The following is a 23,913-nucleotide window of genomic DNA, read 5'->3' on the forward strand; positions in this document are numbered from 1 at the left end:
CTGCGGAACAGGTCGGCCATGCCGGGGCGGGTGAGCAGGGCGACATAGCGGCGGCCGATCGTGGTGAGGCCACTGTGCAGGTCACCCGCCGGCGGATGTGTCACATCGTCGTCGCCGGTCTGCCAGGACGCGGTCACGATCGCGTCGAACAGCGCTGCCTTGGTGGGGAACTGCTTGAAAAGGGTCGCCTTCGACTGCTGTTCATCAGCTCGGCGGAGGCGTCGTTCGCCACCGGCTCGGAGTTCGTCGTCGACGGCGGCCTCCTGCTCGGGCCGGCCCTCAGCTACGAGGCCGCCTGACCACGCCGCCTGTGTCGCCTGCGCCGCCTGTGTCCTGACCTGCTGACGCGGGCGGGCGCGCCCGAGGTCAGTGGTCGTGCGGGGGGTTCGCGGCCTCGGGGTGCTCGCGGATCCAGGCGATGCCGGCCCGGCTCGCGTCGTCGATCGGTGTGTAGACGACGATCCTCGTTCCGGGCTGGGCCGACAGCTCGAGGTTGGTGGAGCGGGTCGCGATGTCGCCGATCCCGGCATAGCGGAAGACCTTGTTGCACGGCCGCGGCTGGGAGACGTTCTGCCGGGCCCACAGCCGGGCGAAGTCGGGGCTGGCCGCGCACAGGTCGTGGACGAACTCCCGCCAGCCCGGCTCACCCAGATGCTGGCTGTAGCGGTACCGGAAGATGGCCGCGTGCTCGGCGATGAGCTCGTCGGTGTGTACGACCGGGTTGCAGGGTGGCGGCGCGGTGAAGGAGAACCAGACGGAGTTGCGCGCGTGGGCGGTCGCGCTGACCAGGCAGGGGACGAGTGCGCCGAAGGTGGCGTTGTGGCTCAGCAGGTCGGAGCGGGCGTTGACCAGAGCGGCCGGCAGCGGGTCGAGACTGTCCAGAATGGCGCGGATGTCCTGGGGGAGCGCCTGGGGGTCCTCGTCGGACGCGGGCGGCGGGAGCGGCGTGTCCGCCAGGCGGTAGAGGTGCTCGCGTTCGGCGGGCGCCAGCCGCAGCGTCCGCGCGACCGCGTCGAGGACCTGGGGGCTGGCGTTGATGGGTCGCCCCTGCTCGAGCCAGGTGTACCAGGTGACGCCCACGCCGGCGAGCTGGGCGACCTCCTCGCGGCGCAGCCCGGGGGTGCGGCGGCGCAGCCCGGGTGGCATGCCGACGTCGTCGGGGGAGATACGCGCCCGCCGGCTGCGTAGGAAGAGGGCCAGTTCGGAGCGGCGGCGCTGCTCCCTCCGCGGTCCGGGCACGCTTACGCTCGTCGTCACTCCTCCAGGCTGTCCGCTGCGGGCGCAGCGTGCCAGGTGGTGCCAGTACCAGTATCAGCGGGCTCTCGTTACCAGTGTCCACGCACGCGGAAGCTGCTGGACATGGTTGATGTACTACCGACACCCGCGGCGCCGGGACTCGCCGGCTCGGCGGACCCGGCCGGACCCGCCTCCGCGACTCCCCGGAAGCCGCCCACCCCCCACCGGCCGGCCGGTGGGGCCCTGCTGGCGGTCGTGCTCCTCGGCCAGTTCATGGCGATTCTGGACGTCAGCATCGTGAACGTGGCGCTGCCGACCCTGCGCTCGGACCTGGACGTCTCCGGGGCCGGCCTGCAGCTGGTGGTCGCGGGTTACACCCTCGCCTATTCGGTCCTGCTGATCACCGGGGCGCGCCTCGGTGCTGTGCTGAGCCACCGGCGGGCGTTCCTGCTGGGCCTGGCCGGTTTCACCCTCGCCTCGCTGGCCTGCGGCCTCGCGGTCGGGCCGACCACCCTGATTGTCTTCCGGTTCCTCCAGGGTGCCTTCGCCGCGCTGATGACCCCCCAGGTCATGAGCGTGATCCAGCGGAACTTCGCCGGGGCGGCGCGGCTGCGCGCGCTCGGCTACTTCTCCGCGGTGATCGCCGGTGGAGTGGTCGTCGGCCAGGTCGCCGGTGGGCTGCTGGTCAGCGCCGACCTGTTCGGCGCCGGCTGGCGGACGGTCTTCCTGGTGAACGTCCCGATCGGCGCGGTGCTGCTGGCCGTCGGCGCCCGGGTGATGCCGGCTGACGAGGCGCGGCGCGGGGTGGATCTCGACCTGCCGGGGCTGGTCCTGCTCGCCGCGTCCGTCCTGCTGGTCGTGATGCCGCTGGTCCTGGGGCACGAGCTGGGCTGGCCGGCCTGGACGTGGGCGTCTCTCGCCGCCGGGGTCGCGGTGTTCGGGCTCTTCGTGTACGTGGAGGGGCGGGTGGCCGCGCGGGGCCGGCGCCCGCTGATCTCGGGACGGGTGCTGGCTGCTCCCGGGCTGCGCCCGGCCGCTGCGATCCTCCTGCTGGCCCCGGCGACCTGGGCCGGGTTCCTGTTCACCACCACGCTGCACCTGCAGGGCGACCTCGGGCTGAGCCCGCTGATGTCGGGCCTGGCGTTCGTGCCCTGTGTCGTGGCCTTCGCGTTCGTCGGCCTGAACTGGCAACGGGTTCCGTCCCGCTGGCAGGTCTGCCTGATCCCCGCCGGCTTCACCCTCGCGGCGGTGTCCTATCTCTTCATCGGCCCGCTGGCCGGTGGGGGAGTGCGGTACGAGGCGCTGACGGCGCTGATCGGCCTCGGGCTGGGCGTGATGTCGATCATCATGTCGGTGACGCTGGAGCACGTGCCCGTCGAGGACGCGGCCGACGCCAGTGGGCTGCTGCTCACCCTGATGCAGCTCGGCCAGGTCATCGGCGTGGCGGTGGTGGGGACGGTGTTCCTCACGGCAGCCGGCGACGGCGGCTCGACCCGCCACGCGGAGTACGCGACGGGCCGGGCGCTGGCCGCCGTCGCGCTGGCCGCGGCGGTCGGCGCGCTGGTGCTGGCGCGCCGCCGCTGGGCGGGCCGGCCGGTCGCGGCGCCTACCGCCGGGTGAGCGAGGCCAGCCAGGCGGGGATGCCGGCGGGGTCGATGGTGACGGCCAGGGTGGCCGGCTCGATCGCATCGACCTGCCAGCCGTCCGCGAAGCTGCTCCTGATCTCTGCCTGGCTGATCCGTCGCGGGCCGAGATCACCCGGGACGCTGTCGCTGAAGCAGAGCATGAAGTAGCGGCCGCCGGCGGGGATCACCGCTTCCAGGGCCAGCACCAGCGCGGCCCGGTCCTCGTCGGTCAGGACGTGGAAGAGGCCGCAGTCGAGCACGGTGTCGAAGTTCTCGCCCAGGGCCGGTAGGTCCAGCACGTCCCAGACGAGGAACCGGGCTGTGAGCCCGCGCTCCGCGGCCTTGGCCTGGGCGCGCCCGATGGCCACGGCCGAGGTGTCGACACCGGCGGCGTCCAGGCCGCGGCCGGCGGCCAGCAGGGCGTGCTCGCCGGTGCCGCAGCCGAGGTCCAGGACCCGCCCGCGCAGCATGCCGGCGTCCGCCAGTGCCAGGAACGCCGGCTGTGGACGTCCGATGTCCCAGGGCGGTGTGACCTGGTAGAACTCCTCGAACTCGGCCGGGCTCCGCGGTCCGTGGGCCAGTCGGGGCCCGGCGGTGTGCAGCCGGCGTTCCGCTGCCGTCATGATCTCCGCAGCGCGCCAGCCGTCCGCCACCCGTCGTTTCTCGGCGACCGACATCCGGTCGGGCTTCGGGCGTGTGTCGGAGGTCAGCCGGGTGTCCGATGCCGATCGCTTGTCCGACACAGGCTGCCTTCCAGGTGCCGGCTGCCGTCCGGGCGCCGGCCGTCCAGGCGCCGGGCGATGGCTGGGCGCCGGCGGTCTGTTCGATGTCAGCGGTACGTCCGGACGTTCGGGAACGGTCATCGTTGCCCTCCTCCGTGTGCCGCTCGGCGACTGCGGGGCAGTTCGCCGATGGTGAGGCTTCGATCACTCCAGGTGTCTGGCTTCTGGAGCCTACGCGGGGGCCGGGGCCGGACTCACCGGCGTGCCACATCCGGGCGGTAGACCACGTTTCGAGACCACGTTTCGCGGGTGTGGGGCTCACCCCGGTGCGTGCTGCTCGAGGACCACCTCCACCCGGTTGCGTCCACTGCGCTTCGCCCGGTAGAGCGCGACATCGGCGCACGTCATGAAGTCGGCGAGGGTGTCGTCGGGGCCGGGAACGATCGCCGTGACACCGATGCTCACCGTGACGACACCGCTGGCTGCGCGCGGGTGCGCCTCGCCCAGCTCCTCGACGATCGCGCGCAGGTGACGGGCGAGCCGCGCGGCGGCCGCCGCGTCGGTGCCCGGCAGGACCACGGTGAACTCCTCGCCGCCGAACCGCGCGGCGACCATCCGGTCGGCCAGGTTCCGGCTGAGGGCTCCGGCGACCCGCTGGAGGCACCTGTCACCTTCGATGTGCCCGAAATAGTCGTTGTAAAGCTTGAAATGGTCGATGTCGATCATCATGAGAGCGATCGGTGCCGGCTGCCGCCGCGCCTGGCGCCATTCGGCCTCGAGGATCTCGTCCAGGCGCCGCCGGTTCGCCAGCCCCGTGAGCGGGTCGGTCACGGAGAGCCGGCGCAGCTGCCGGTTCGCCGCCGCGAGCTGGCGGGTCCGCTCGGCGACCTTGCGTTCCAGCGAGGCGTACATCAGGGCGTTGTCGAGGGAGACCGCCAGCTGCCCGGCCACTGCCATGATCCCTTCGAGGCGGTCGGCCGAGAAGGCGTGGCGGATCATCCGGTTCTCCAGCATGAGCATGGCCCGGAGCCGCCCGCGGGTCGTGATCGGGATGGCGAGCAGCGAGCAGCGGTCCAGCCCGTGGAAGCACGGGTCGCGGCGGAACCGCTCGTCGGCGGCGGCGTTCGCGACGACGACCGGCTCCCGGGTGCGTTCGGCGTACCAGACGACCGACGGCGGCAGCAGGCGCCGGTGGCCCGCCTCCCGCAGCGGGATGCCGTCCCCGGCACCGGTCGACACCGTCCAGGTCTCGTGCTCCTCGTCGCGCAGCAGCAGGTGGACGTCGGTGGCCCCCGTCATCTCCGACAGGATCGCCACCACCCGGGTCTGCAGCCCGACCACGCTCGTCTCGGAGCTCAGGGCCCGGGAGGCGGCCACGATTCCCCGCAGGTCGATCGCGCCCGAGGTGAGCACCGACCGGCGGGTGGGCCGGTCCGTGAGTCCCTGGACGAACGACTCCTCGACGCCGGGCGTCGACCGCAGTACGGGACTGCCCCAGTCGAGCAGGTTGACCTTCGCCGTGGCACCCCAGGTCGCGTAGACCCGCCGGCTCGCGGTGAGGAGCAGGCGGCCGGCCTCCTCCATCCCGTGGGCCAGGTAGAAGCGGGCCGCCTCCTCCAGGATCAGCGCCAGGTGCCACGGCCGCTCCCGCGAGACGGCCTCCCGTTGGGCGATGTCGAACAGGTAGGCGGCCTGCTGGAAGTCGCCGACCGCCCAGGCCCGCTCCGCCTGCGCCAGGCTCAGCAGGTGCAGGACGTTCTGCGGCGCGTCCGCGGTCCGCGCGGCCAGCCACGTGATCGTCTCGTCGAGCGCCGCCAGCTCGGCGCGGGACGGCTCCGTCTGCCCGGAACGGATCCGCCAGGCGGACGACAGCATCCGCAGCAGGACCGCCGTCAGTGTCGGGTAGGTCGCCTCCATCGGGGGCCACAGCGGTTCCAGCGCGGTGAGGTGCCTGCTCAGGTCGTCCGGCCGGTCGAAGACGGCGGCGGTGAACGCCCTGGTGAGGTGGAAGTGCGCCAGCGCGCTGGAGTTGCCCGCCAGCAGCGACAGATCGGCCGCCTCGTCGGCAGCGGTGTCCTCCGCCTCGCCGCGTAGCACCCCCAGCAGGTGGTGGTAGGTGAGCAGCAGCTCCTCCGCATGCTGGTTACCGGTGCGGACGGTCAGCTCCACGGCTGCCTCGGCCTCGGCGAGGACGATGTCCAGCGACGGCGCGGAGTCGAGCAGGTTGAACAGCACGACGTGATGGGCCCAGGAAGCCGACTGGTAGTCACCGACCTCCAGCAGGCCGGCCAGCGCGCGCCGCGCGCCGGCCAGGTTCTCCTCCAGCGGCTCGAACCAGTGGCCGGAGCTCACCGTGTAGACGAGCAGGGCCTGCCACACGGCCGGCTCGTAGCCCCGGGCGTGCCCGACGGCGAGCAGCCGCCGCACGAGCTGGTGGCCGGTCCGCCGGTCGCCGCGGCGGGCGGTCGTCACGAACGCCGCGTGGCTCGCCGGGCCGAGCAGGACCTCGGACGGGCCGGACCAGGCCCAGATCTCCAGCGTCATCACCGTGAGCCAGGCGCTCATCATCTGGTCGTGCAGGAAGATGGCGGGCATCAGCCGGTAGATGATCGTGGCGATGCTCAGCTGGCGCTGATCGGTCAGCTCGGGCCGGCGCACGTCGTCCGCGTCGCTGGTGTCGTTGATCCACTGGTCGAGGCGGTCCAGCCCGCGGTCGATCTCCGCGGCGAGGTCCCCGTGCTCGGGGACACGCAGGCCCAGCCGCTGGATCTGGTCGATGCCCAGCTGGATCGCCTCGGTGGCGCGTCCGCGGAAGGTGAGACTGCTGATCTGCGCCCCGGTGGCCGCGGTCCGCCGCACCGGGTCGGCGCACAACCGGGTGATGGTCCGGTAGGCGGCGTCCGCCTCGTCCAGCCGGCCCAGGTTGTGCAGGGCGGCGTGCCGCTCCGTGTGCACGGCGAGCAGCTCGTCGACGTCCGCCGGATCGACGAGCTCCGCCGCGGCGGTCAGGAGGCGCTCGACCTGCGCATGACTGCCGACGGCCCGGGCCTCGTCGGCGGCCCGCCGCAGCAGCGCGGCCACCCGCGGCCGCTCGTCGTCCGCCAGAGCGCCGACGCTGGCAATGTCCTCCGGGACGGCCTGCGAACCGCCCGAGGTGCTGATGTCGATGACCGCCAGGTACTGCTCGGCCGCGGCGGAGCAGTACTCCGGGTGGTCGGCCAGGGTGCGGGCCAGCCGCAGCCGCAGCCGTGCGGTCCGCCGCGGCCGCGCGGTGAGGGCCGCGAGAACGCTCTCCCGCGTGCGGTCGTGCACGAAGCGCACCTCGTGCCGGCCGCCGGACGCGGACGCGATGACCAGCAGGCCCGCGTCGAGTGCCGGGGCCAGACGCCGCTCGACCTCGTCCGCGGGCAGCGCCATCGCCGCGGTCAGGAGGTCGAGATCCACCTGGCCGGCAAGGCAGGCGAGTGCCGCCAGCAGCTCCGCGGCCGGGCCGGGTAACGCCCTGACCGGAGCCGCCAGCATCGCGGGGAGCCCGTCGCGGTCGAGCCGGCGGCGCACCACCTGCCGGTCCCAGCGCCAGCCGTCCTGCGCCGGGCTCAGCAGCCCTTCGTACCGCAGCGTGTTGAGCAGCTCGACGGTGTCCATCGGGTTGCCCTGGGTGAACGGTGCGATGGTCCGCGCCAGGTCCGCGGCCGGCCCGCGGGCAAGGTGCAGGATGTCCGCCACCATCATCGCCTGCGCCGGAGGCGCGAGGTTCTCCAGCCGCAGGTGGCGTGGCGCCGCCGGATCGCGCAGCCAGCGGTCGAGCACCTCGGCGAGGGGGGCTGCGGGGTCGAGCACGCCGTCCCGGAAGGCACTGACCAGCAGCAGCCCGTCGATCTCCGCCGCGCCGGTGAAGATCTGGTCGAGCGGTTCCAACGGAGCCCGGGTGGCCCACTGGATGTCGTCCACGAAACAGACCACGGGCCGCTTCGGTGAGGCGACCGCACGCAGGCTCTCGACCGCGGCCTGGGTGGCCCGGGCCCGGCCCGACATCAGATCACCCGGTTCCGGTGGCACGTCGAGTACCAGTGCCAGCTCGGGGACGGCGGCGGCGGCGAGGCCGGCGTTCGCACCCAGTACTCGGCGCAGCCGGTCACGCAGCTCGCCGAGGCGGTCCTCCGGCTCGGCGAGCAACAGCCGGCCCAGAGCTCGCAGTGCCTGGCGTAAACCGTCATGCGCCTGGTCCCGGCGGTACTGGTCGAACTTCCCGGTCACGAACCAGCCGTCGCGGCCCGCTGTGATCAGCCGCAGCTCGTCCACCAGAGACGTCTTGCCGACTCCTGGCGGACCGCTGACCAGCACCCCGCGTGTGTGCCCTGTTGTGGCCTCAGTGAACGCGGTGCCCAGCGCGTCGATCTCCGGCTCACGGCCGAAGAGCAGGGTGGACACCAGCGGTCGGGTCCGCAGGTCGCCGTTGCCGGGCTGCTCCGGCGGGGTGCCGCTGCGCAGCAGCGCGAGGTCGTGCAGCAGGCCCCCGGCGCTCTGGTAACGATCGTCGGGCTCCTTCTCCAGCAGGTGCGCGATGATGGCCGACAGCTCCGGCGGCACCGCCGGATTACGCCGCGCCACCGGCACCGGCACCCGGGCCAGATGATCGTGGATGACGCGCAGCGGCTCCTGGGCGCCGAACGGGGGCGCGCCCGTCGCCAGCTCGTAGAGGGTCGCGCCGACGGCGTACAGATCGGCCCGGTGGTCGGACGGGCGGCTGGTCCGGCCGGTCTGCTCCGGTGCCAGGTACGGCACCGTCCCGACGATCGCGTTGTGGTGGGTGAACTCGGGCCGGACCGACGAGTGCGTGGTCGCGAGCGCGAAGTCGATCAGGCACAGGCGGCTGCCGTCCGTGCTCACCACGATGTTGGACGGGCAGATGTCCCGGTGGACCACGCCGCGGTCGTGCACACCCGCCACCGCCCGGGCCAGCGCCTCGGCGATCGTGACGAGCAGCTCCGGTGCGAGCGGAGTGGCCCGCCGGGAGAGCGCCGTGCCGCCGATGTCGACCAGCAGCATGGATGCCGGGAACGCCTCCGCCCCGGCGGCGAGCTGGACGGCCCCCTCGACGCCGACGAGGCGGCGCAGGATCTCCCGCTCGTGCCGCAGCCGCAGCTCCGCGCCCCGGCCCAGCGCCTCCTTCCTGATCACCGGCCCGCCTGGCCGCAGCACCCGGGTGACCCGGGTGAGCTCGGTCTCGGCGAGCACCTCCGGAGGCGTATCCGGCAGCGGCGCTGCCGCCTCCGCCTCCGGTGCTGCCGGCGGATCACGGCCCGGAGTCATCGGTCGGCCTGCTGTTCCACGCCGTCCGCGCGGAGTTCTGTCAGCCCCACACGGCCAGTCTGCCCCGATGGCGGGGTTGGCACCGTAATGATCAGACCTCGCGCCCGCCCGCCGCCCGGAGCATGCGCATACGTCCCGACCTGCGCGAACGTGGGGATGGGCCGTTCGCTCGAAGCGTGAGACGCCGGGCTCGTCAGACCGCGGGCGGGTCAGACCGCGGGCGCGTCAGGCGCCGGCCTCGTCAGGCGCCGGGCTGCAGCGCCGAGATGTACGTCCCCGGGTGGGTGGCGCCGTCCTGGCGAAGCAGCGGCCCGCGGGTCCACGGCACCTGCAGGGACGTCCGCTCGTCGGGTGGGATGAGTACCAGGGTCGCCGGGGCGAAGACGACCGCGTCGCGCTGCGCGGGATCCAACGGCAGATAGCTCAGCGTCGCGTGCGCCGCCGCTCCGGGCGCCAGCACGATCCGGGTCGCGGCGACCTGTGTGGAGCGCACCAGATCCCAGACCTCCCCGCCGGACGTCCGCAGCTGTGCGCCGGGGAAGCCGTAGAGGGTGCACTGCCGCGCCGAGCGGTTCGTGAAGATCACCCGCGCGTGCCGTTGCGCCGTGCCCGCCTCCGGCGTGTCCGGAACGGAGGCGGTCAGGTCCGCCGTCACGCACCGCGCCGGCGATCCGGACGGCCCACCGCTGCTCGGCCGGCTGCCGGTGGTGTTCGCGGAACCCGGCCCGGAACCCGGCCCGGCATCCGGCCCGTCGGCGCGGACGGTCGCCTTGCCGCGGGTCGTCGAGTTCCGGGTGGACGAGCTGTCGTTGCACGCGGTCAGGAGCACCAGCAGTGGCAGGAGCACCAGCAGCGGCGCCGGGAGCAGCCGCGGGCGACGGGGCAGTACCGCGCGGGCCCGTCGCCGCAGCGGTTGGTCGGTTGCCGGGCGCATGGGGTCTCCTTTGCCTGCCGGTCGGTTCGTCCCGGTTCTGACTATCGCGCGGGATCCCTTCCCCCGGTGTTCGGAGAGAACGCCAGCGCCGGTCCGATATCTGACACGGGTATTGGCCACGGCGGCAATGAGCGGAATCAGGCGTTCGCGGAGCGGGGCCGGGGGCCGGTGGAACGCATGTTCACCAGCCGTCCCAGCAGGTCGAACCAGAACGGTGCGCCCGCCGTCAGCGCGAAACAGGCGATCGCGATACCGGCGATCTTCAACAGCCATCCGCCGGCGGAGGTCGGAACCTCCCGCGGGTCGTCGCGCCCGTCATCCGCCTGGACCCAGCCGACCGGGATGGAAAGGCCGGAGGCGTCCCGCACCGCCTCGATGGTCCGCTCGGTCGCGGCGCCGACGCCCTGCTTCCCGGCTGGCGCCTCCGTGGAGCCACCGGCGGGCCCGGGCTCACCGGCTTCGGCGGCGGTCACCTCGGCTCTCTCGGTCACCTCGGCCACGGCGGCGGCCACCGCGGCCTCGCGCACGGTGCCGTCCTGCCACAGGGCCCGGGTGATGGAGACCGCGTCCAGGTTGAACACGAGCGACAGCGCGATCGCGTAGCCGAGCAGGAAGGCGCTGATCCGCCGCTTGTACCAGCCGGAGAGGCGGTCCATCGCGTCGTCGTACCAGCGGGCCAGCTCGGCGACGATCTTCTCGCGGTCACCGCCCGCCTGGACTATCGCCGCGGTGAGAGCGGTCCGCGCGGGGGAGGGCGGCAATGCTGCCAGGCCCTCCTCCAGGGTGGTCACCGGGCCGGACCCGACGGCGGAGACGAGAGCGGCGGCCACCACCCGCCCTGTCGGGTGGTCCGCCGGCATCGCCTCGTAGAGCGCCTCGGCGGCACGTACGTCCAGGCCCCGCCGGGCCGTCTCGTAGGCGTGCCGGTAGGCCGCGCGGAGGTCGGCCGGGACGTCGTCGGGCAGCGTGTCCGGGCGCAGCTGGTGCAGCATCACCCGGGCGGGTGGGTCCACCCGGTCGAGCAGCGCCTGCGCGAACGTCGTGGACGGCAGGTAGGACGGCAGTCGTAGCCGGCGGGCGCGATGCATCGAGGCCAGCGCCCCGCCCATGGGCGGATCGCCGGCGACGGGCGCCGGAGTGCTCTGGCGGCCGGTGGTCCGCATGACCCGCAGCGGGCCGTCGAGAAGCTCGGCGGTGACGTCCGGGTGGTCCGTGGCCTGCCCCGGGCGGGGGGAGCCCAGCAGCACGCGAAGCTCGGCTTCGAGGCGGTTGCCCCGGTAGTGGAACAGGGCCAGCACCGTCTCGTTGATGCGTGAAACGGCAAGGCTGAAAGCGGCGAAGATGAGCGCGAGTCCGACAAGGACGTCAAGCGCGGAAGACTCCGGCATGCCCCGATTCCCGATTCCCGATTCCCGCTTCTCCGGCATCCAGGTGCTGCGTGTCCGCCGGCATTCCCGCGGCACCCACACATCGGCACCCACACATCGGGACCATCCCGACTGGACCGCGCATTTCTACACCGCGGCCGCGTAGCCGTGCGGGGGATCACCGCAGTTGGCAGCGAACTGCCGGGAGACGGAAACCGGTGACGACGGCGCCAGCCGCGATGCGGTCCCGGCTGCGGGCGGGCCGGGCTGCGGGCGGGCCGCCGAGGTCCGCCGGCAACCCGCGGGTGGACCTCGGCGGCCGTGGCGCCGGAACCTCAGTACGCGAGGAACAGGATCTGGTCCCGGGTGTAGTCGTGCCCCGGGTGCTTCTCCGCCAGGTGGGCCTGGGTCTTCTCCACGAGATCGTCCTCGTCCTCGCCCACGATGAACTCACCGCACGGGCAGCTGAGACGCCGCTTCACCGGTCCTCCTCTCCTGGCGGGCGACGTGTGTCACCCACCACCTGTGTCCGCCTTCAGTCTTCCCCGTCCGGTATGGGCCGCGCATCCGTTCGGCCATGGTCGTGGGACGAGGCCGGCGCTGGTACCGGGAGTGGGCTCCGCCGGCGCGGTCAGGGCCTTGCGCGGGGCCTGATCCTCGTCTCTGGCAGCGGTGGCGCCGGCAGCCAGGCGGGGCCGCCGGTGTACCCCTGCACCCGGCCGAACCGTTCCGACTGGCGCTGCCACTCCTCGCGGAACGCGGCGATCTCGTCGTGGCCGCGGCCGATGAAGTTCCACCACATCACGATGTCCTCGGTGAAGGGGGCACCGCCGAGCAGCACCACGCGGACGTCCGTGCCGGTGGGGTTCGCCAGCTCCAGGCCCGCGGGGCCGGCAGCGACGAACCCCAGCTCACCGCGCGCGACCGGATGCCCGGCGAGCTCGAGGGTCCCGCTGTCGACGAGGACGCCGTGCTCGTGGCCCGGATCGACCGGCAGGCGCAGGCGCGCGCCCGGGGGCAGGACGAGCTCCGCGCCGAGCAGCGGGCTGAACGTCGGGACGGGAGACCGCTCGCCGGCCAGCTCACCGAGGAGCACCCGGACCGCCGCGCCGTCGATCTCGACGACCGGCGGGGTGTGGTGCTCGAAGTTCGCCGGGGCGTCGCGGTGCGCGTCGGGCAGCGCCACCCAGAGCTGCACCCCGTGCAGGACAGCCGTGCCCGGCGCGGACACCTCGGAGTGGCAGATGCCGTGGCCGCCGGTCATCAGGTTCAGCTCGCCGGGCCGGACCAGCGCGTGCGTGCCCAGGCTGTCGCGGTGCTCGACCACCCCCTCGAACAGCCAGCTCACCGTCTGCAGCCCGGTGTGCGGGTGCGGCGGGACGTTCATCCCACCGCCACCGGCGGAGACGTCGTGCGGGCCGTAGTGGTCGGCGAAGCACCACGCGCCGATCATGGAACGGGTGTGCCGGGGGAGGGTGCGCCGTACCTCCAGGCCGCCGCCGAGAGGCACCCGGTGCGGGGTGATGATCTCCACCCCGGGGCTGGCGGACTTCTCGGCCTGGCACCGGATCTCGGTCGGTGCCTCTTCCACGTTGCTCATAACCCAACCCCTCTGACCACTCTCCCAACCTAGCGCCGAAGTCTCCCGATTCGGCCCCGTCTACGCGGAGGGCTCGGTGAGCCGGCCGTCGTCGAGGTGCAGCCAGCGCTCCACCCGGATCCGTCGCAGGAAGTGCTCGTCGTGGCTGACGACGACGAACGCGCCCTGGTAGGCGTCGAGGGCGCCCTCCAGCTGGCCGATGGCCACCAGGTCCAGGTTGTTGGTCGGCTCGTCCAGCAGGAGCAGGTGTGGCGCCGGCTCGGCGTGCAGGACGCAGGCCAGGGTGGCCCGCAGCCGTTCCCCGCCGGAGAGCGCGCCGACCGGTCGGTCGGCGGCGGCCCCGCGGAACCGGTAGCGCGCCAGCAGGGTCCTCCGCTGTGCCAGTGGTGCCTGCGGGGCGAAGGCGGCCATGTTCTCGGCCACGGTGCGGTCGGGGTCGAGCAGGTCGAGGCGCTGGGAGAGGTAGGCGCACCGCCCGTCGGCGCGCCGGATCTCCCCGCCGGAGGGCGCCAGCCCGCCGTCCATCAGCCGCAACAGGGTGGACTTGCCGGCTCCGTTGGGGCCGGTGAGCGCGATCCGCTCCGGGCCCCGGATGGTCAGGTCGATCCCGTCACCCGCGAAGACGTCCTGTCCGTGGTACCGGACCTGGATCCGCTCCCCGGTGAACACCGTCCGCCCGGCGGGCACGCGGGTCGCCGGCAGATCGAGCACGAGCAGCGGGTCGTCGCGCAGCGCCTCCTCGGCCCGCTCGAGCCTGGCCTGGGCCTGCCCGACCCGCGCGGAGTGCGTCTCCTGGGCACGGCCCGCCGACTCCTGCGCGGACCGCTTGAGTCGCCCGGCCACGATCTTCGGCAGCCCGGCGTCGGCGAGGTTGCGGGCGGCGGTGCCGGCGCGCCGGGCCGCCCGTTCGCGGGCCTGCTGCTGCTCGCGCCTCTCCCGGCGGACGTCCCGTTCCGCGGTGCGGACGCCGCGTTCCGCCACGGCTCGCTCCGCGCGCACCGCCTCCTCGTAGGCGGTGAAGTTCCCGCCGTACCAGCGGATCTCGCCGCGGTCGAGCTCGGCGATGCGGTCCATCCGGTCGAGCAGGGCGCGGTCGTGGCTGACCACGAGCAGGCAGCCAGCCCAGGAGTCGGCGACGGCCTGGAGCCGGCGGCGGGCCGTCTGGTCGAGGTTGTTCGTCGGCTCGTCCAGCAGCAGGACGTCCGGGCGTTTCAGGAGCTGCGCCGCCAGGCCCAGGGACATGATCTGGCCGCCGCTGAGGGTGCCCAGCGGCCGGTCGAGCGACACGTCGCCGAGGCCGAGGCGGTCGAGTTCGGCGCGGGTCCGTTCCTCGGCGTCCCAGTCGTTGCCGATCGTGGTGAAGTGCTCCTCGCCGGCGTCGCCGGCCTCCAGCGCCCGCAGCGCGCGGATCACCGGGGCGATGCCGAGGAGCTCGGCGGCCGTGAGCGCGTCCGCGTCCGCCAGGGGCAGGTTCTGCGGGAGGAAGCCGAGGGTGCCGGCGACCGTGACGGTGCCGGCGGCGGGGCGCAGCTCGCCGGCGATCAGCCGGAGCAGCGTGGTCTTGCCGGCCCCGTTCGGAGCGACGAGGCCGGTACGGCCGGCTCCGGCGCGCAACGAGAGGCCGTCGAGGACGGGTGTGCCGTCCGGCCAGGAGAAGGACAGGCCCGAGCAGACCACGGACGAGTCGGGTGTGCGTCCGGACGGACGGGTGGCGGCACTGTGGGAGGACATGCGGGCGGCGGACCTCGGATCGCGTGTGCGCGGGCGGCGGCCCCCGACAGCCACGCGCTCACCGCGAGTCAGACGGACAGACAGTCAGACGGACAGTCAGCCAGTCAGGCGGTGGCGGTATCGAGCGGTGGCGGCATCGAGCGGTGGGGGTGGTGCCCGGCGGAATCGGCAACGGACGCAGGACTGCACACCGGCACGAACGGCGGCGCCAGCACGCGCCCGCCCGGCCGGCGGCTCTCCGGGGTTCACCCGGAGATGTCGTCGTCGCCCTCCACGCCCTGGCTCCTCGAGGTAGGTTGCCGGCCTCCCGCACGGGCCGCCGGTCCACGATAGCCGCCGTCCCGGGGGGCCCGAAACTCGTTTTCGGCCGGCGCGTGACCTGGCGTGTTGCGGCCCCGGTTGGCCACAGCCGTCCAGCCTGCGGCTTTCCTTAAGTTTCTCTTGTGAAACGGACCGTGGGTCCGTACGGTAGCCGTGCGCATCGGACCGGCGGTCCGGTTCAGCGGGTCGGCTGGCTGGGGCGACGGGCCGTGCGGGCGTGCGGGGGCACGAGCGCGGCCCCGCGGGCGAACGGCGGATCCCGCGGAGAACCAGACGTCCCGACCGATGACGCGGCACGGCACCTACCGCGAGATGGGGGACATCACCATGCAGGATCCGGGGATCGTGTTCGGCAGCTCCGGGCACCGGTCCGGGCGCAGGAGGCCCGCGGCGCACACGGCGGGCACGCGCTTAGCGGCGTTGGGGGCGCTCGGTGCGCTGGCCGCGAGCATCTTCCTCGCCGGCTGCGGCAGCGACGACGACGAGGAGGGCCCGGCCACGGGCGGTACCACCGAGGCCCAGGCGGCCCTGGGCCCGGCCACCCCGACATCGGGTGAACCGGTCCGGATCGGAATCGTCTCGGACGGCCAGGGTCCCGCCGCGGACCTCTCCTACGAGTTCGACGTCGCCGAGGCGACCGCCAGCTTCCTCAACGAGCACCGTTCCGGCATCGCCGGCCGGCCCATCGAACTCGTCCAGTGCGAGGCCCTGGCCGACCCGGCCAAGGCGACGGACTGCGCCAACCGGATGATCGAGGAGGACGTCGTCGCCGTCGTCGTCGGCTCCTCCGGGGCCGGCGAGCAGATCTGGGAGCCGCTGCACGCCGCGCACGTGCCGGTGATGTTCTACACCGCCAACGGAGCCGGCTCGCTGGGCGACCCGGAGTCGACCTTCATCCTCAGCGACCAGTTCTTCCCGCTCGTCACGCTCCCGGTCCAGGTCGCCAAGGACGAGGGCGCCGAGAAGGTCACGGTCGTCGCGATCGACCTGCCCGTCACCACCGGCCTCTACCAGGTCACCCGGCCCATGTTCCAGAGCGAGGGCATCGAGCTGGACGTCATCCAGATCCCGGCGGGCACGGCCGACATGACCCCGCAGATGCAGCGCCTCGTCGACGGCGACCCCGGCATCGTCCAGGTGGTCGGCAGCGACGCCTTCTGCATCAGCGCGTTCAACGGGCTGCGCTCGGTCGGCTACGACGGCCCGCTGGCGGCCATCGCCCACTGCATCACCGATGCGACCCGCGAGGCGGTGCCCGGTGACTTCCTGGAGGGCATGACCATCACGGCGACCGCCCCGATCGGCTCCGACGACCCGGCGATCCGCGTCTTCAACGCCGTGGTGGACACCTACGACAAGGACATCGACGTCACCGAGGCCGGTGCCGCCGCCATGTTCATCACCTTCTCCGCATTCCACACCGCGCTGGAGGACCTCACCGGCGAGATCACCCCGGCCACCGTCACCGCCGCGATCAAGGGGATGCCGGAGAAGGACCTGCCCGGCGCCACCGGCCTGCGCTTCCGCTGCAACGGCAAGGCCTACCCGGCCACTCCGGCCGAGTGCTCCCGCGGCGGACTCCTCACCACCCTGGACGCCAAGGGTGAGCCCACCACGTACGAGGCGGTCGGCGTGACCCCGATCGAGGACTGAGACACCAGCAGCTCGCGTCATCGTGGAGGGGAGCCGGGCTGAACCACCGGATGAGGGCCGTGTTTCGGCCCTCATCCGGCCCTCATCCGGGCCGTGCGGCGTGCCAGTAGGCGGCGATGGCGCTGGTCTGCCGGATCACCCGGTCCGGGGCGGCGGGACCCGGCCAGAACTGGAGGCGGTACCGGTCAAGCTGGGGCGTGTCGGAGAGCCTCGTGTCAGCGGCCTTCGCCGCATCCATCCCCGCGCCGCTGTAGCGGACTCGGTAGGTGGTCTGGTCCAGATCCAGCGGCCACCAGGCCTCGCCGGCCCACTGCAGCAGCAGTACGTCGGCTGACGCCGGCTCGTAGGAGACCTCGACGATCTCCTCCCAGGAGCCGTCGATCGGCGGTGGTCCGTCGTGAAGCTCGACGGTGAATCCGACCCGACCTGTATGCAGCCCTGTTATCAGGAAAAGCGCACCCGCGACAGCGCTTCCGCACAGGCCGTTCTGATGGCCGTGGAAGGCTGTCGACAGGTCCGGGATCAGAGAGTCGCGTTGGCTCTCGACAGTCAGCTGGCTGTAGTGAACCGACACCTCACCGCTGAACAGGATCCGCATCGTCTTCCCCCTGATCTGCCTGATCGAGGATGGCCGGAGGGTGGTCGCGCAGGGCGAGCAGCACCGGGGCGAGCCGGTCCATCTCCGGGGCGTACTCCAGCGTGTGGACCCAGCGGTCCGGGACGGCGTCCGCGCCGTCCCGGGCGCCGAGCAGGCCGCCGGTGATCGCACCGGTGGTGTCGGCGTCGTCGCCGCGGTTGACCACCGCGACGAGGAGGTCGCCCAGCGGCGCCGACTGCTGGAGCGCCCAGACCGCCGTGGCCAGGGAGTGGATGACGTAGCCGCTGGTGGGAAGGCTGTCGAGCCGGGTCGCCGCGGGGGTGGCGAGGGCGGCGTCGACCTCGCGGTGCCGCACGGGCGGGACGGCGTCGCAGCCGGCCCGGAGCGCGGCGCGGGCCGGCGCGCCGTCGATCAGCGCCGAGACGATCGCGGTGTAGGCGACGCAGGCGTGCACGCAGCGCGGGTCGGCATGGGTGACCGCGCTGATCTCGGCCGACTCGCGGGCGCAGGTGGGCGGGTGGGCGCGGGCCAGGCCGGTGGGAAGAGCGCGCATGAGGCTTCCGTTGCCGGCGCCGCCACCTCCGGCCGCGACCAGGGCGGCGGCACCGGCGGCGAGCGGTTCCTCCCCCCGGGCGATGCGTTTCAGGGAGGACTCGGTCATCCGGCCGATGTCGCGGGGCCGGCCGCGGTACCAGCGCAGGAAGTGCTCCGCGAGCGTCGGGAGCCGGTAGCCGTCGGCGTAGGTGCGGGCGACGGCGATGGTCAGATCCGTGTCGTCGGTTCCCTGACCGGGGCGCCAGCCGAACGGGCCGCCGCCGGTGATCTCCGTGTGGACGCCGTGGCGGGCCCGGATCTCCTCGGGCGCCATGAACTCCAGCGTGGCGCCGAGGGCGTCGCCGGCGGCCAGCCCGAGCAGCGCGCCACGCACCCGCTGGAGCGCGGCCGGCTGGATCGGGATCCGGGCCGGGGCCGGTGGCCGGGGCGGGGGAGTGGTTGTCATGGTTTCTCCGAGTCTCGCCGTTCGCCGGGGTCGGATGCTCGCGGATTGACTTTCCTGGTAGGAAACTCTAGTGTGAGTTTCCTACCAGGAAAGGAGTAGGTGATGGATGAGGTGTCCGCACAGGAGGCGCGTGTCGCCCTCGCGGCGGTCGAACGCGGCCGGCGCAGCGTGGTGGAGCGGATCGCCGTCCCGGCCTGGTACTGGTGGTTCGTCGCGGCCGGCTGGGTGGTGCTCGGCATCCTCGGCGACCTGGGGAACCCATGGGTGACCTCGACGGCGACGCTGCTGTTCGGTGCGCTGCACGCCGCTGTCGCGCCGCGGGTGGTGAGCGGGCGGCACGGTAGCGGTGAGCTCAGCGTCCGGGCCGAGGTCACGGGCAGTCGCGTCACGATCGCGGTGCTCGGTGGCCTCGTGCTGCTGACCGGCGTGACGGTCGGGGCCGCGTTCGCGCTGTCCGCCGACGGGAGCGGCCACCCGGCGACCGGTGCCAGTGTGCTCGCAGCGGTCATCGTGCTGCTGGGCGGGCCGATGCTGATCGGGCGGTTCCGGCGCACCGCGCGCCTGGCCGGCGCCCCGTGACCGAAGCGCGGTTCGATGAGGTGATCCATCCGGGCACCCGGCTCTCCGTCGTCGCGCTGCTCGCAGCCGCGGACTGGGTCGAGTTCGCCTACATCCGCGACCAGCTCTCGCTGTCGGACTCGGCGCTGTCGAAACAACTGTCCACCCTGCAGGACGTCGGGTACATCCACCTCGACCGTGAGACGAGTGGGCGGCGCCGGCGGCTCCGGGCCCGGCTGACACCGGAAGGCCGGGTGGCCTTCCGTGCGCACGTGGCCGCCCTGCGCGAGATCGTCGCCGCTGCGGACGGGTCCGAAACCCTTTGAGGACGGCGGCCGTCGGCACCGGCGTTGATAGCGTCGGGTGGTGGCGTCCACAGCAGCACCTCTCCCGCAGCCCACCTCCGCGGCGCGATGAGCACCGGTCCGGAGCTGATCGCGGTCACCGGGGCCTCCGGGCGCCTCGGCGGCAGGGTCGCGCGCCGGCTCGCCGCGGCGGGTGTCGCCCAGCGGCTGGTGGTCCGGGATCCGGCGCGGGCGCCGCAGCTCCCGGCGGCGACGGTCGCCCGGGCCGCGTTCGGCGAGCCCGAAGCGGCCCGCGCGGCGCTGACGGGAGTGGCGACGGTCCTGATGGTCTCCGCCGCGGAGGCTCCCGACCGGGTCGCCCAGCACACCGCGTTCATCGACGCGGCGGCCGCGGCCGGCGTCGAGCACCTGGTCTACATCTCGTTCTACGGGGCGGCGCCGGACTGCACCTTCACTCTGGGGCGGGACCACGCCGCGACCGAGCGGCACCTGCAGGGCTCCGGGCTGCGGTACACCGTGCTGCGCGACAACCTCTACGCCGACTTCCTGCCCGCGCTGGTCGGGCCGGGCGACGTCATCCGCGGCCCGGCCGCGGACGGGCACGTCGCGGTCGTGGCCCAGGACGACATCGCCGACGCCGCCGTGACCGTGCTGCGCGAACCCGCCCCGCACGCGGGCGTGACCTACTCGCTGACCGGCCCGGAGGCGCCGACCCTCCATGACGTGGCCGCGCTGCTCGCCGAGACCACCGGGCGCCCGATCACCTACCGGCCCGAGACGGTCGCCGAGGCGTACGCCTCCCGGGCCGTCCACGGCGCGCCCGGCTGGCAGGTCGACGCCTGGGTCTCGACCTACACGGCGATCGCCGCCGGTGAGCTCGCCGCCGTCACGGACGATGTCCCGGCGCTGACCGGCCGCCCGGCGACCTCCTTCGCCGAGCTTCTGCGACGGGGCGGTCCGGCCTACCCGGCGGAGTAACACCCGCGGGTTCGCCGTGGCCGTCTCGCGTCGGCTATCCGCCCGGCACCGGGTGACCGCCCGGCACCGGGTGACCGCCCGGCACCGGGTGACCGGATGAACTCACGACGAATTTCCGATGTCCGCCCGAACCGGGCTGCTTCCGGCTTCCCGAAAACCCCTACCTTGATGATCCGACGGTTCGGTTGTGCGGAAAAACGGGAGTGAACTGAGGCGTGGGCTGGCTGAGTGCCGAGAACTCCGTGGCCATCCTGACCGCAGTACTCGGTATCGCCGCGTCCTTCGCGGTCGTCTGGTACGAGCGGCGGGTGCCGCGCCGCCGGCGCATCGGCTACCGCGTCCAGATGGACCTGCCGGTGGGCAGCGACAACCGCAGCGGCGCGGGGCAGGCGGATATCCGGCTCGGCCTGTTCAACGACCTTCCCGACATGGCGGATGCCACGCTCGTCCTGCTGCGGGTCGAGAACGACGGCGCCGAGAGTGTCGCCGACACCGACTACACCAGTCGCGACCTGCACGGACTCACCGTCGTCTTCACCGGCCGCATTGTCCGCGGTGTGGCTGTCACCGTCACCCAGCCCGACGCCGAGCACCTGATGGAACACTTCGTGCCGTCGCGGGTGATGCGGGACAGCAGCAACACGATCTACCTCCCGAAGGTCCCGCTCAACCGCGGTCAGCACTACAAACTGCTCGTCCTGCTCACCGGCGGGAGTGTCGGCGACGCCGTGCGGGTCGGCGGCGGGATCCGGGATGGCGCCGTGGTCCCCAACCGGAGCACGACCGTCGACGACAAACTGCCGCTGTTCAGCCGGGCCGCCCGCCTGATCACCGTGTTGCTCACCGTGTGCGTGACCGTGCTGGCGGCCATCATCGTCGTGCGCGGGGACGCCCCCGGGCCCATCGGATGCGAGACCGGGACTCTCACAGTGACCGGCTCGACCGCCTTCGCGCCGGTCGTCCAGAAAATCGCCTCCCGGTACGAGGCGGACTGCCCAGGTTCGACGATCACGGTGGACGCGCGCGGCAGCAACGAGGGAATCCAGAAACTCGTGGATGCCGGGGAGGCCGCGAACGGCGTGCCGCCGGTGATCGCCATTCGCGACGGTGCCGGATCCGATCTCGACCCGAACCTGGAGGGGGAGCGTGTCGCGGTCTCCGCCTTCACGGTCGTGCTGAACGACGACGTGCCGATCACCGATCTCTCCCTCGAGCAGCTGCGCCGCATCTACCGGGGGGATGTCGCCGACTGGAGCGAGCTCGGTGGCCCGCGTCTCCCGATCCGGCTGGTGAGCAGGGACGCCAACTCCGGCACGCGTGACCTGTTCCGGCGGCGCGTCCTCGACGGGCGCGGTGAACCCGCCTTCAGCTCGTTGGACTGCGAACACCGGAACTCGCCGCACGACACGGTCATCCGCTGCGAGCTCGACAGCACCGACCGGGTTCTGAGAACCGTGGCTCGCCTGCCGGGAGCCATCGGCTACAGCGAGCTGCGCACCGCCAGCACCGTCACCGGCCTGCACACCGTGAGCCTGGACGGGCAGGCGCCGTCGATCGAGGAGATCGGCCGCAGCTCCTATCCCTTCGTGGAGATCGAGTACGCCTTCACCTACGGTCGGCCGGCCGCGGACTCGCTCGTCTCCAGCTTCCTCACCTACCTGACACAGGACGCGGGCCGGGGCCTCATGAAGGAAGAGGGGCACCTTCCCTGCTACAGCCCGGAGGGCCTTCGGCGCTGCCAGGAGCCCTGAAATCCGTTGGACGGCCTACCGCCGGCCCCGCATGCTGGTGTCGGCACCGCCGGCACCAGGCCGTGCGCGCACGCGGTTGCGCGTCGATCCTCCGCTCGGCGGGGGCGAAAAACTGTCGGTCCCGCCGCGCATGCTTCGGGGGCCGGGGCGAGTCCGGCGCGGCGGAGCTCCGCCGCGCGGGCCCGCACCTGGTCCCAGACCGCAGGCGACGGCAGGAGCAACGAGGTCATGTCAGACAACCGCCTGGCCATTGAGGTGGCCGGCCTGGTCAAGACGTTCGGGAAGACGCGTGCCGTCGACGGGGTGGATCTGGCCGTCCCCGCCGGCGGCGTGTACAGCGTGCTGGGGCCGAACGGCGCCGGCAAGACGACGACGATCCGCATCCTGGCGACCCTGCTCGCGCCGGACGCCGGCACGGTGCGGGTGCTCGGGCACGACGTGGTTCGCGAGGCCGACGCCATCCGCGCCCGGGTGAGCCTGACCGGCCAGTTCGCCTCGCTCGACGAGGACATCACCGGTACGGAGAACATGATCCTGTTGGCCCGCCTGCTCGGCTTCAGCCGGTCGGGCGCGCGGGAACGGGCCACCGAGCTGCTGACGGCGTTCGACCTGACCGAGGCCGCCGGCCGCCAGGTGAAGACCTACTCCGGCGGGATGCGGCGCCGCCTCGACATCGCCGCCAGCATCATCGTCTCCCCTGACCTGCTGTTCCTGGACGAGCCGACCACCGGCCTCGACCCGCGCAGCCGCAACCAGGTGTGGGACATCGTGCGCGCCCTGGTCGCGGGTGGCACGACGGTGCTGCTCACCACCCAGTACCTCGACGAGGCGGACCAGCTGGCCGACCAGATCGCGGTGATCGAGCACGGCCGGGTGATCGCCGAGGGAACCTCCGGCGACCTGAAGGCCCGGGTCGGCGGCGGCGCCGTGCACGTCCGGCTGCGCGACGCCGAGCGCAGGCCGGAGGCGGCGCGGCTGCTGACGGCGGTGCTCGGGGTGCCGGTCGAGCTGGCCTCCGACCCGGTCGCCCTCGCCGCGACCGTCTCGGACGCCGAGCTCGTCGCCCGCGGGCTGACCGAGCTCACCCGCTCCGGGTTCGAGATCACCGAGTTCGCCCTCGGCCAGCCCAGCCTGGACGAGGTCTTCCTGGCCCTCACCGGCCACCCCGCCGATGCGGGCGGAGGGCCGGGTGGCCGTTCCGAAGCCGCCGGCGCCGGTCTGCCCACCGCCTCCGCGACGACGAAGGAGCCTGTCGCATGACCACCGCCTCGACCAACGCCACCTCGACCGAGGCCGCCACAGGAAGTGCTGCCTCGACCGGTGCCGTGGCGGATCCGGCCGCCGCGGTGGCCACACCGTCCGCCACTCCGGAGCCGCGCACCCCGGCCGGCGGCATCGACGAGCGGGTGCGGGCGGCCCTGACGCTGCGCAGCCGGCCGGCGCGACCGAGCGCGCTCTCGGCCTGCGTGACGTTCGGCTGGCGGGCGCTGCTGCGGATCAAGCACGTCCCGGAACAGCTCTTCGATGTCACAGCCTTCCCGATCATGATGACCCTGATGTTCAGCTACCTGTTCGGTGGAGCGCTGGCGGGCTCGACCGACGAGTACATCCAGTTCTTCCTCCCCGGAATCCTGGTCGCGACCGTCATCATGATCACGATGTACACCGGGGTCGGCCTGAACACCGACATCACCAAGGGCGTCTTCGACCGGATCCGGTCACTGCCCGTCTGGCGGCCGGCCGCCCTGGTCGGCATGATGCTCGGCGACGCCGTCCGCTACACGGTTGCCGCCGTGCTGGTGATCTGCCTCGGCCTGGCGATCGGCTTCCGGCCGGACGGCGGTGTGGTCGGTGTGGTGCTGGGAGTGCTGCTCCTGCTGCTGTTCGCCTTCAGCCTGGCCTGGGTGTGGAACATCCTCGGCCTGGTGATGCGGACTCCCAACGCCGTGATGGGCGCCAGCATGATGGTGCTGTTCCCACTGACCTTCGGGAGCAACATCTACGTCGATCCGGAGACCATGCCCGGCTGGCTGCAGGCGGCGGTCGACGTCAACCCGATCAGCCATCTCGTGACGGCCGTGCGGGGGCTGATGCACGACACCGTCACCGCGGGGCAGCTCGGGTGGGTGTTCCTGTGGTGCGCGATCCTCGTCGCCGTCTTCGCCCCGATCACGATGCGCCTCTACGCCCGGCGCTGACGCGGGCGGTCAGGCGACCGCGC

18 protein-coding genes and 2 pseudogenes are annotated in these 23,913 nt (G+C 72.9%); 9 read left to right on the forward strand and 11 right to left on the reverse strand.

Going from position 1 to position 23,913, the window contains the following annotated elements; all coding sequences use genetic code 11:
- Positions 1-2 precede the first annotated feature (2 nt).
- Positions 3-194 (reverse strand): annotated as a pseudogene (locus B207_RS42725) (TetR/AcrR family transcriptional regulator); the annotation flags it as partial.
- Here B207_RS42725 and B207_RS42730 point away from each other — a divergent pair.
- A pseudogene (locus tag B207_RS42730) lies at positions 195-299 on the forward strand (3-alpha-hydroxysteroid dehydrogenase); the annotation flags it as partial.
- Between the two features lie 67 nt (positions 300-366).
- Here B207_RS42730 and B207_RS0103655 read toward each other — a convergent pair.
- Positions 367-1,239, reverse strand: a complete 873-nt coding sequence (locus tag B207_RS0103655; protein WP_018635155.1) for a helix-turn-helix transcriptional regulator — start codon at positions 1,237-1,239, stop codon at positions 367-369.
- A 120-nt stretch (positions 1,240-1,359) separates the two neighbouring features.
- On the opposite strand from B207_RS0103655, the gene B207_RS32360 reads away from it, so the two are divergent.
- The gene (locus tag B207_RS32360; protein ID WP_018635156.1) at positions 1,360-2,856 is read left to right on the forward strand and encodes an MFS transporter; all 1,497 of its coding nucleotides are present in this window, start codon (positions 1,360-1,362) and stop codon (positions 2,854-2,856) included.
- Here the strand turns inward: B207_RS32360 and B207_RS0103665 are convergent.
- From B207_RS0103665 to B207_RS0103700, 7 genes are all read right to left on the reverse strand, one after another.
- Positions 2,843-3,484, reverse strand: coding sequence for a class I SAM-dependent methyltransferase (locus tag B207_RS0103665; protein ID WP_051102377.1), 642 nt, complete (start codon positions 3,482-3,484; stop codon positions 2,843-2,845). The genes B207_RS32360 and B207_RS0103665 overlap by 14 nt on opposite strands.
- 417 nt (positions 3,485-3,901) lie before the next feature.
- Positions 3,902-8,896: a diguanylate cyclase gene (locus tag B207_RS0103670; protein WP_018635158.1), complete on the reverse strand. Its 4,995-nt coding sequence runs from the start codon at positions 8,894-8,896 to the stop codon at positions 3,902-3,904.
- Between the two features lie 241 nt (positions 8,897-9,137).
- Complete coding sequence (locus B207_RS0103675; RefSeq protein ID WP_018635159.1) at positions 9,138-9,830, reverse strand: DUF4232 domain-containing protein; 693 nt, start codon at positions 9,828-9,830, stop codon at positions 9,138-9,140.
- Positions 9,831-9,967: 137 nt separating this feature from the next.
- The gene (locus B207_RS0103680) at positions 9,968-11,218 is read right to left on the reverse strand and encodes a hypothetical protein (RefSeq protein WP_018635160.1); all 1,251 of its coding nucleotides are present in this window, start codon (positions 11,216-11,218) and stop codon (positions 9,968-9,970) included.
- A 314-nt stretch (positions 11,219-11,532) separates the two neighbouring features.
- Positions 11,533-11,679 (reverse strand): hypothetical protein, encoded by a 147-nt coding sequence (locus tag B207_RS37485; protein ID WP_018635162.1) that lies wholly within the window; start codon positions 11,677-11,679, stop codon positions 11,533-11,535.
- Between the two features lie 149 nt (positions 11,680-11,828).
- A complete protein-coding gene (locus B207_RS0103695) occupies positions 11,829-12,797 on the reverse strand; it encodes a pirin family protein (protein WP_018635163.1) in 969 nt (322 codons plus the stop codon).
- Positions 12,798-12,857: 60 nt separating this feature from the next.
- A complete protein-coding gene (locus B207_RS0103700) occupies positions 12,858-14,528 on the reverse strand; it encodes an ABC-F family ATP-binding cassette domain-containing protein (protein ID WP_018635164.1) in 1,671 nt (556 codons plus the stop codon).
- Positions 14,529-15,134: 606 nt separating this feature from the next.
- Here B207_RS0103700 and B207_RS0103705 point away from each other — a divergent pair.
- The gene (locus tag B207_RS0103705) at positions 15,135-16,502 is read left to right on the forward strand and encodes an ABC transporter substrate-binding protein (RefSeq protein WP_018635165.1); all 1,368 of its coding nucleotides are present in this window, start codon (positions 15,135-15,137) and stop codon (positions 16,500-16,502) included.
- An 82-nt stretch (positions 16,503-16,584) separates the two neighbouring features.
- Here B207_RS0103705 and B207_RS0103710 read toward each other — a convergent pair whose 3' ends face one another.
- Entirely contained in the window at positions 16,585-17,100 is a 516-nt protein-coding gene (locus tag B207_RS0103710; RefSeq protein ID WP_018635166.1) for a hypothetical protein, read from the reverse strand.
- Positions 17,078-18,100 carry an ADP-ribosylglycohydrolase family protein gene (locus B207_RS0103715; RefSeq protein WP_018635167.1) on the reverse strand — a complete coding sequence of 341 codons (1,023 nt, stop codon included), beginning with the start codon at positions 18,098-18,100 and terminating at the stop codon, positions 17,078-17,080. Before B207_RS0103715 ends, B207_RS0103710 begins: the two co-directional genes overlap by 23 nt.
- A 102-nt stretch (positions 18,101-18,202) precedes the next feature.
- On the opposite strand from B207_RS0103715, the gene B207_RS0103720 reads away from it, so the two are divergent.
- The 6 genes from B207_RS0103720 (at position 18,203) to B207_RS0103745 (ending at position 23,890) form a co-directional block, all read left to right on the forward strand.
- On the forward strand, positions 18,203-18,679 hold the full coding sequence (locus B207_RS0103720) for a hypothetical protein (RefSeq protein ID WP_018635168.1): 477 nt from the start codon (positions 18,203-18,205) through the stop codon (positions 18,677-18,679).
- Positions 18,676-18,984 carry a transcriptional regulator gene (locus B207_RS0103725; RefSeq protein ID WP_018635169.1) on the forward strand — a complete coding sequence of 103 codons (309 nt, stop codon included), beginning with the start codon at positions 18,676-18,678 and terminating at the stop codon, positions 18,982-18,984. Before B207_RS0103720 ends, B207_RS0103725 begins: the two co-directional genes overlap by 4 nt.
- A gap of 87 nt (positions 18,985-19,071) precedes the next feature.
- Entirely contained in the window at positions 19,072-19,941 is an 870-nt protein-coding gene (locus tag B207_RS0103730; protein WP_018635170.1) for an SDR family oxidoreductase, read from the forward strand.
- A 215-nt stretch (positions 19,942-20,156) separates the two neighbouring features.
- Entirely contained in the window at positions 20,157-21,692 is a 1,536-nt protein-coding gene (locus B207_RS0103735; protein WP_018635171.1) for a substrate-binding domain-containing protein, read from the forward strand.
- Between the two features lie 228 nt (positions 21,693-21,920).
- A complete protein-coding gene (locus B207_RS32365) occupies positions 21,921-22,952 on the forward strand; it encodes an ATP-binding cassette domain-containing protein (protein WP_018635172.1) in 1,032 nt (343 codons plus the stop codon).
- On the forward strand, positions 22,949-23,890 hold the full coding sequence (locus B207_RS0103745) for an ABC transporter permease (RefSeq protein WP_018635173.1): 942 nt from the start codon (positions 22,949-22,951) through the stop codon (positions 23,888-23,890). Before B207_RS32365 ends, B207_RS0103745 begins: the two co-directional genes overlap by 4 nt.
- The last annotated feature ends 23 nt before the right edge of the window (positions 23,891-23,913 follow it).

This window comes from Parafrankia elaeagni (genome assembly GCF_000374165.1).
Taxonomy (GTDB): domain Bacteria; phylum Actinomycetota; class Actinomycetes; order Frankiales; family Frankiaceae; genus Parafrankia; species Parafrankia elaeagni.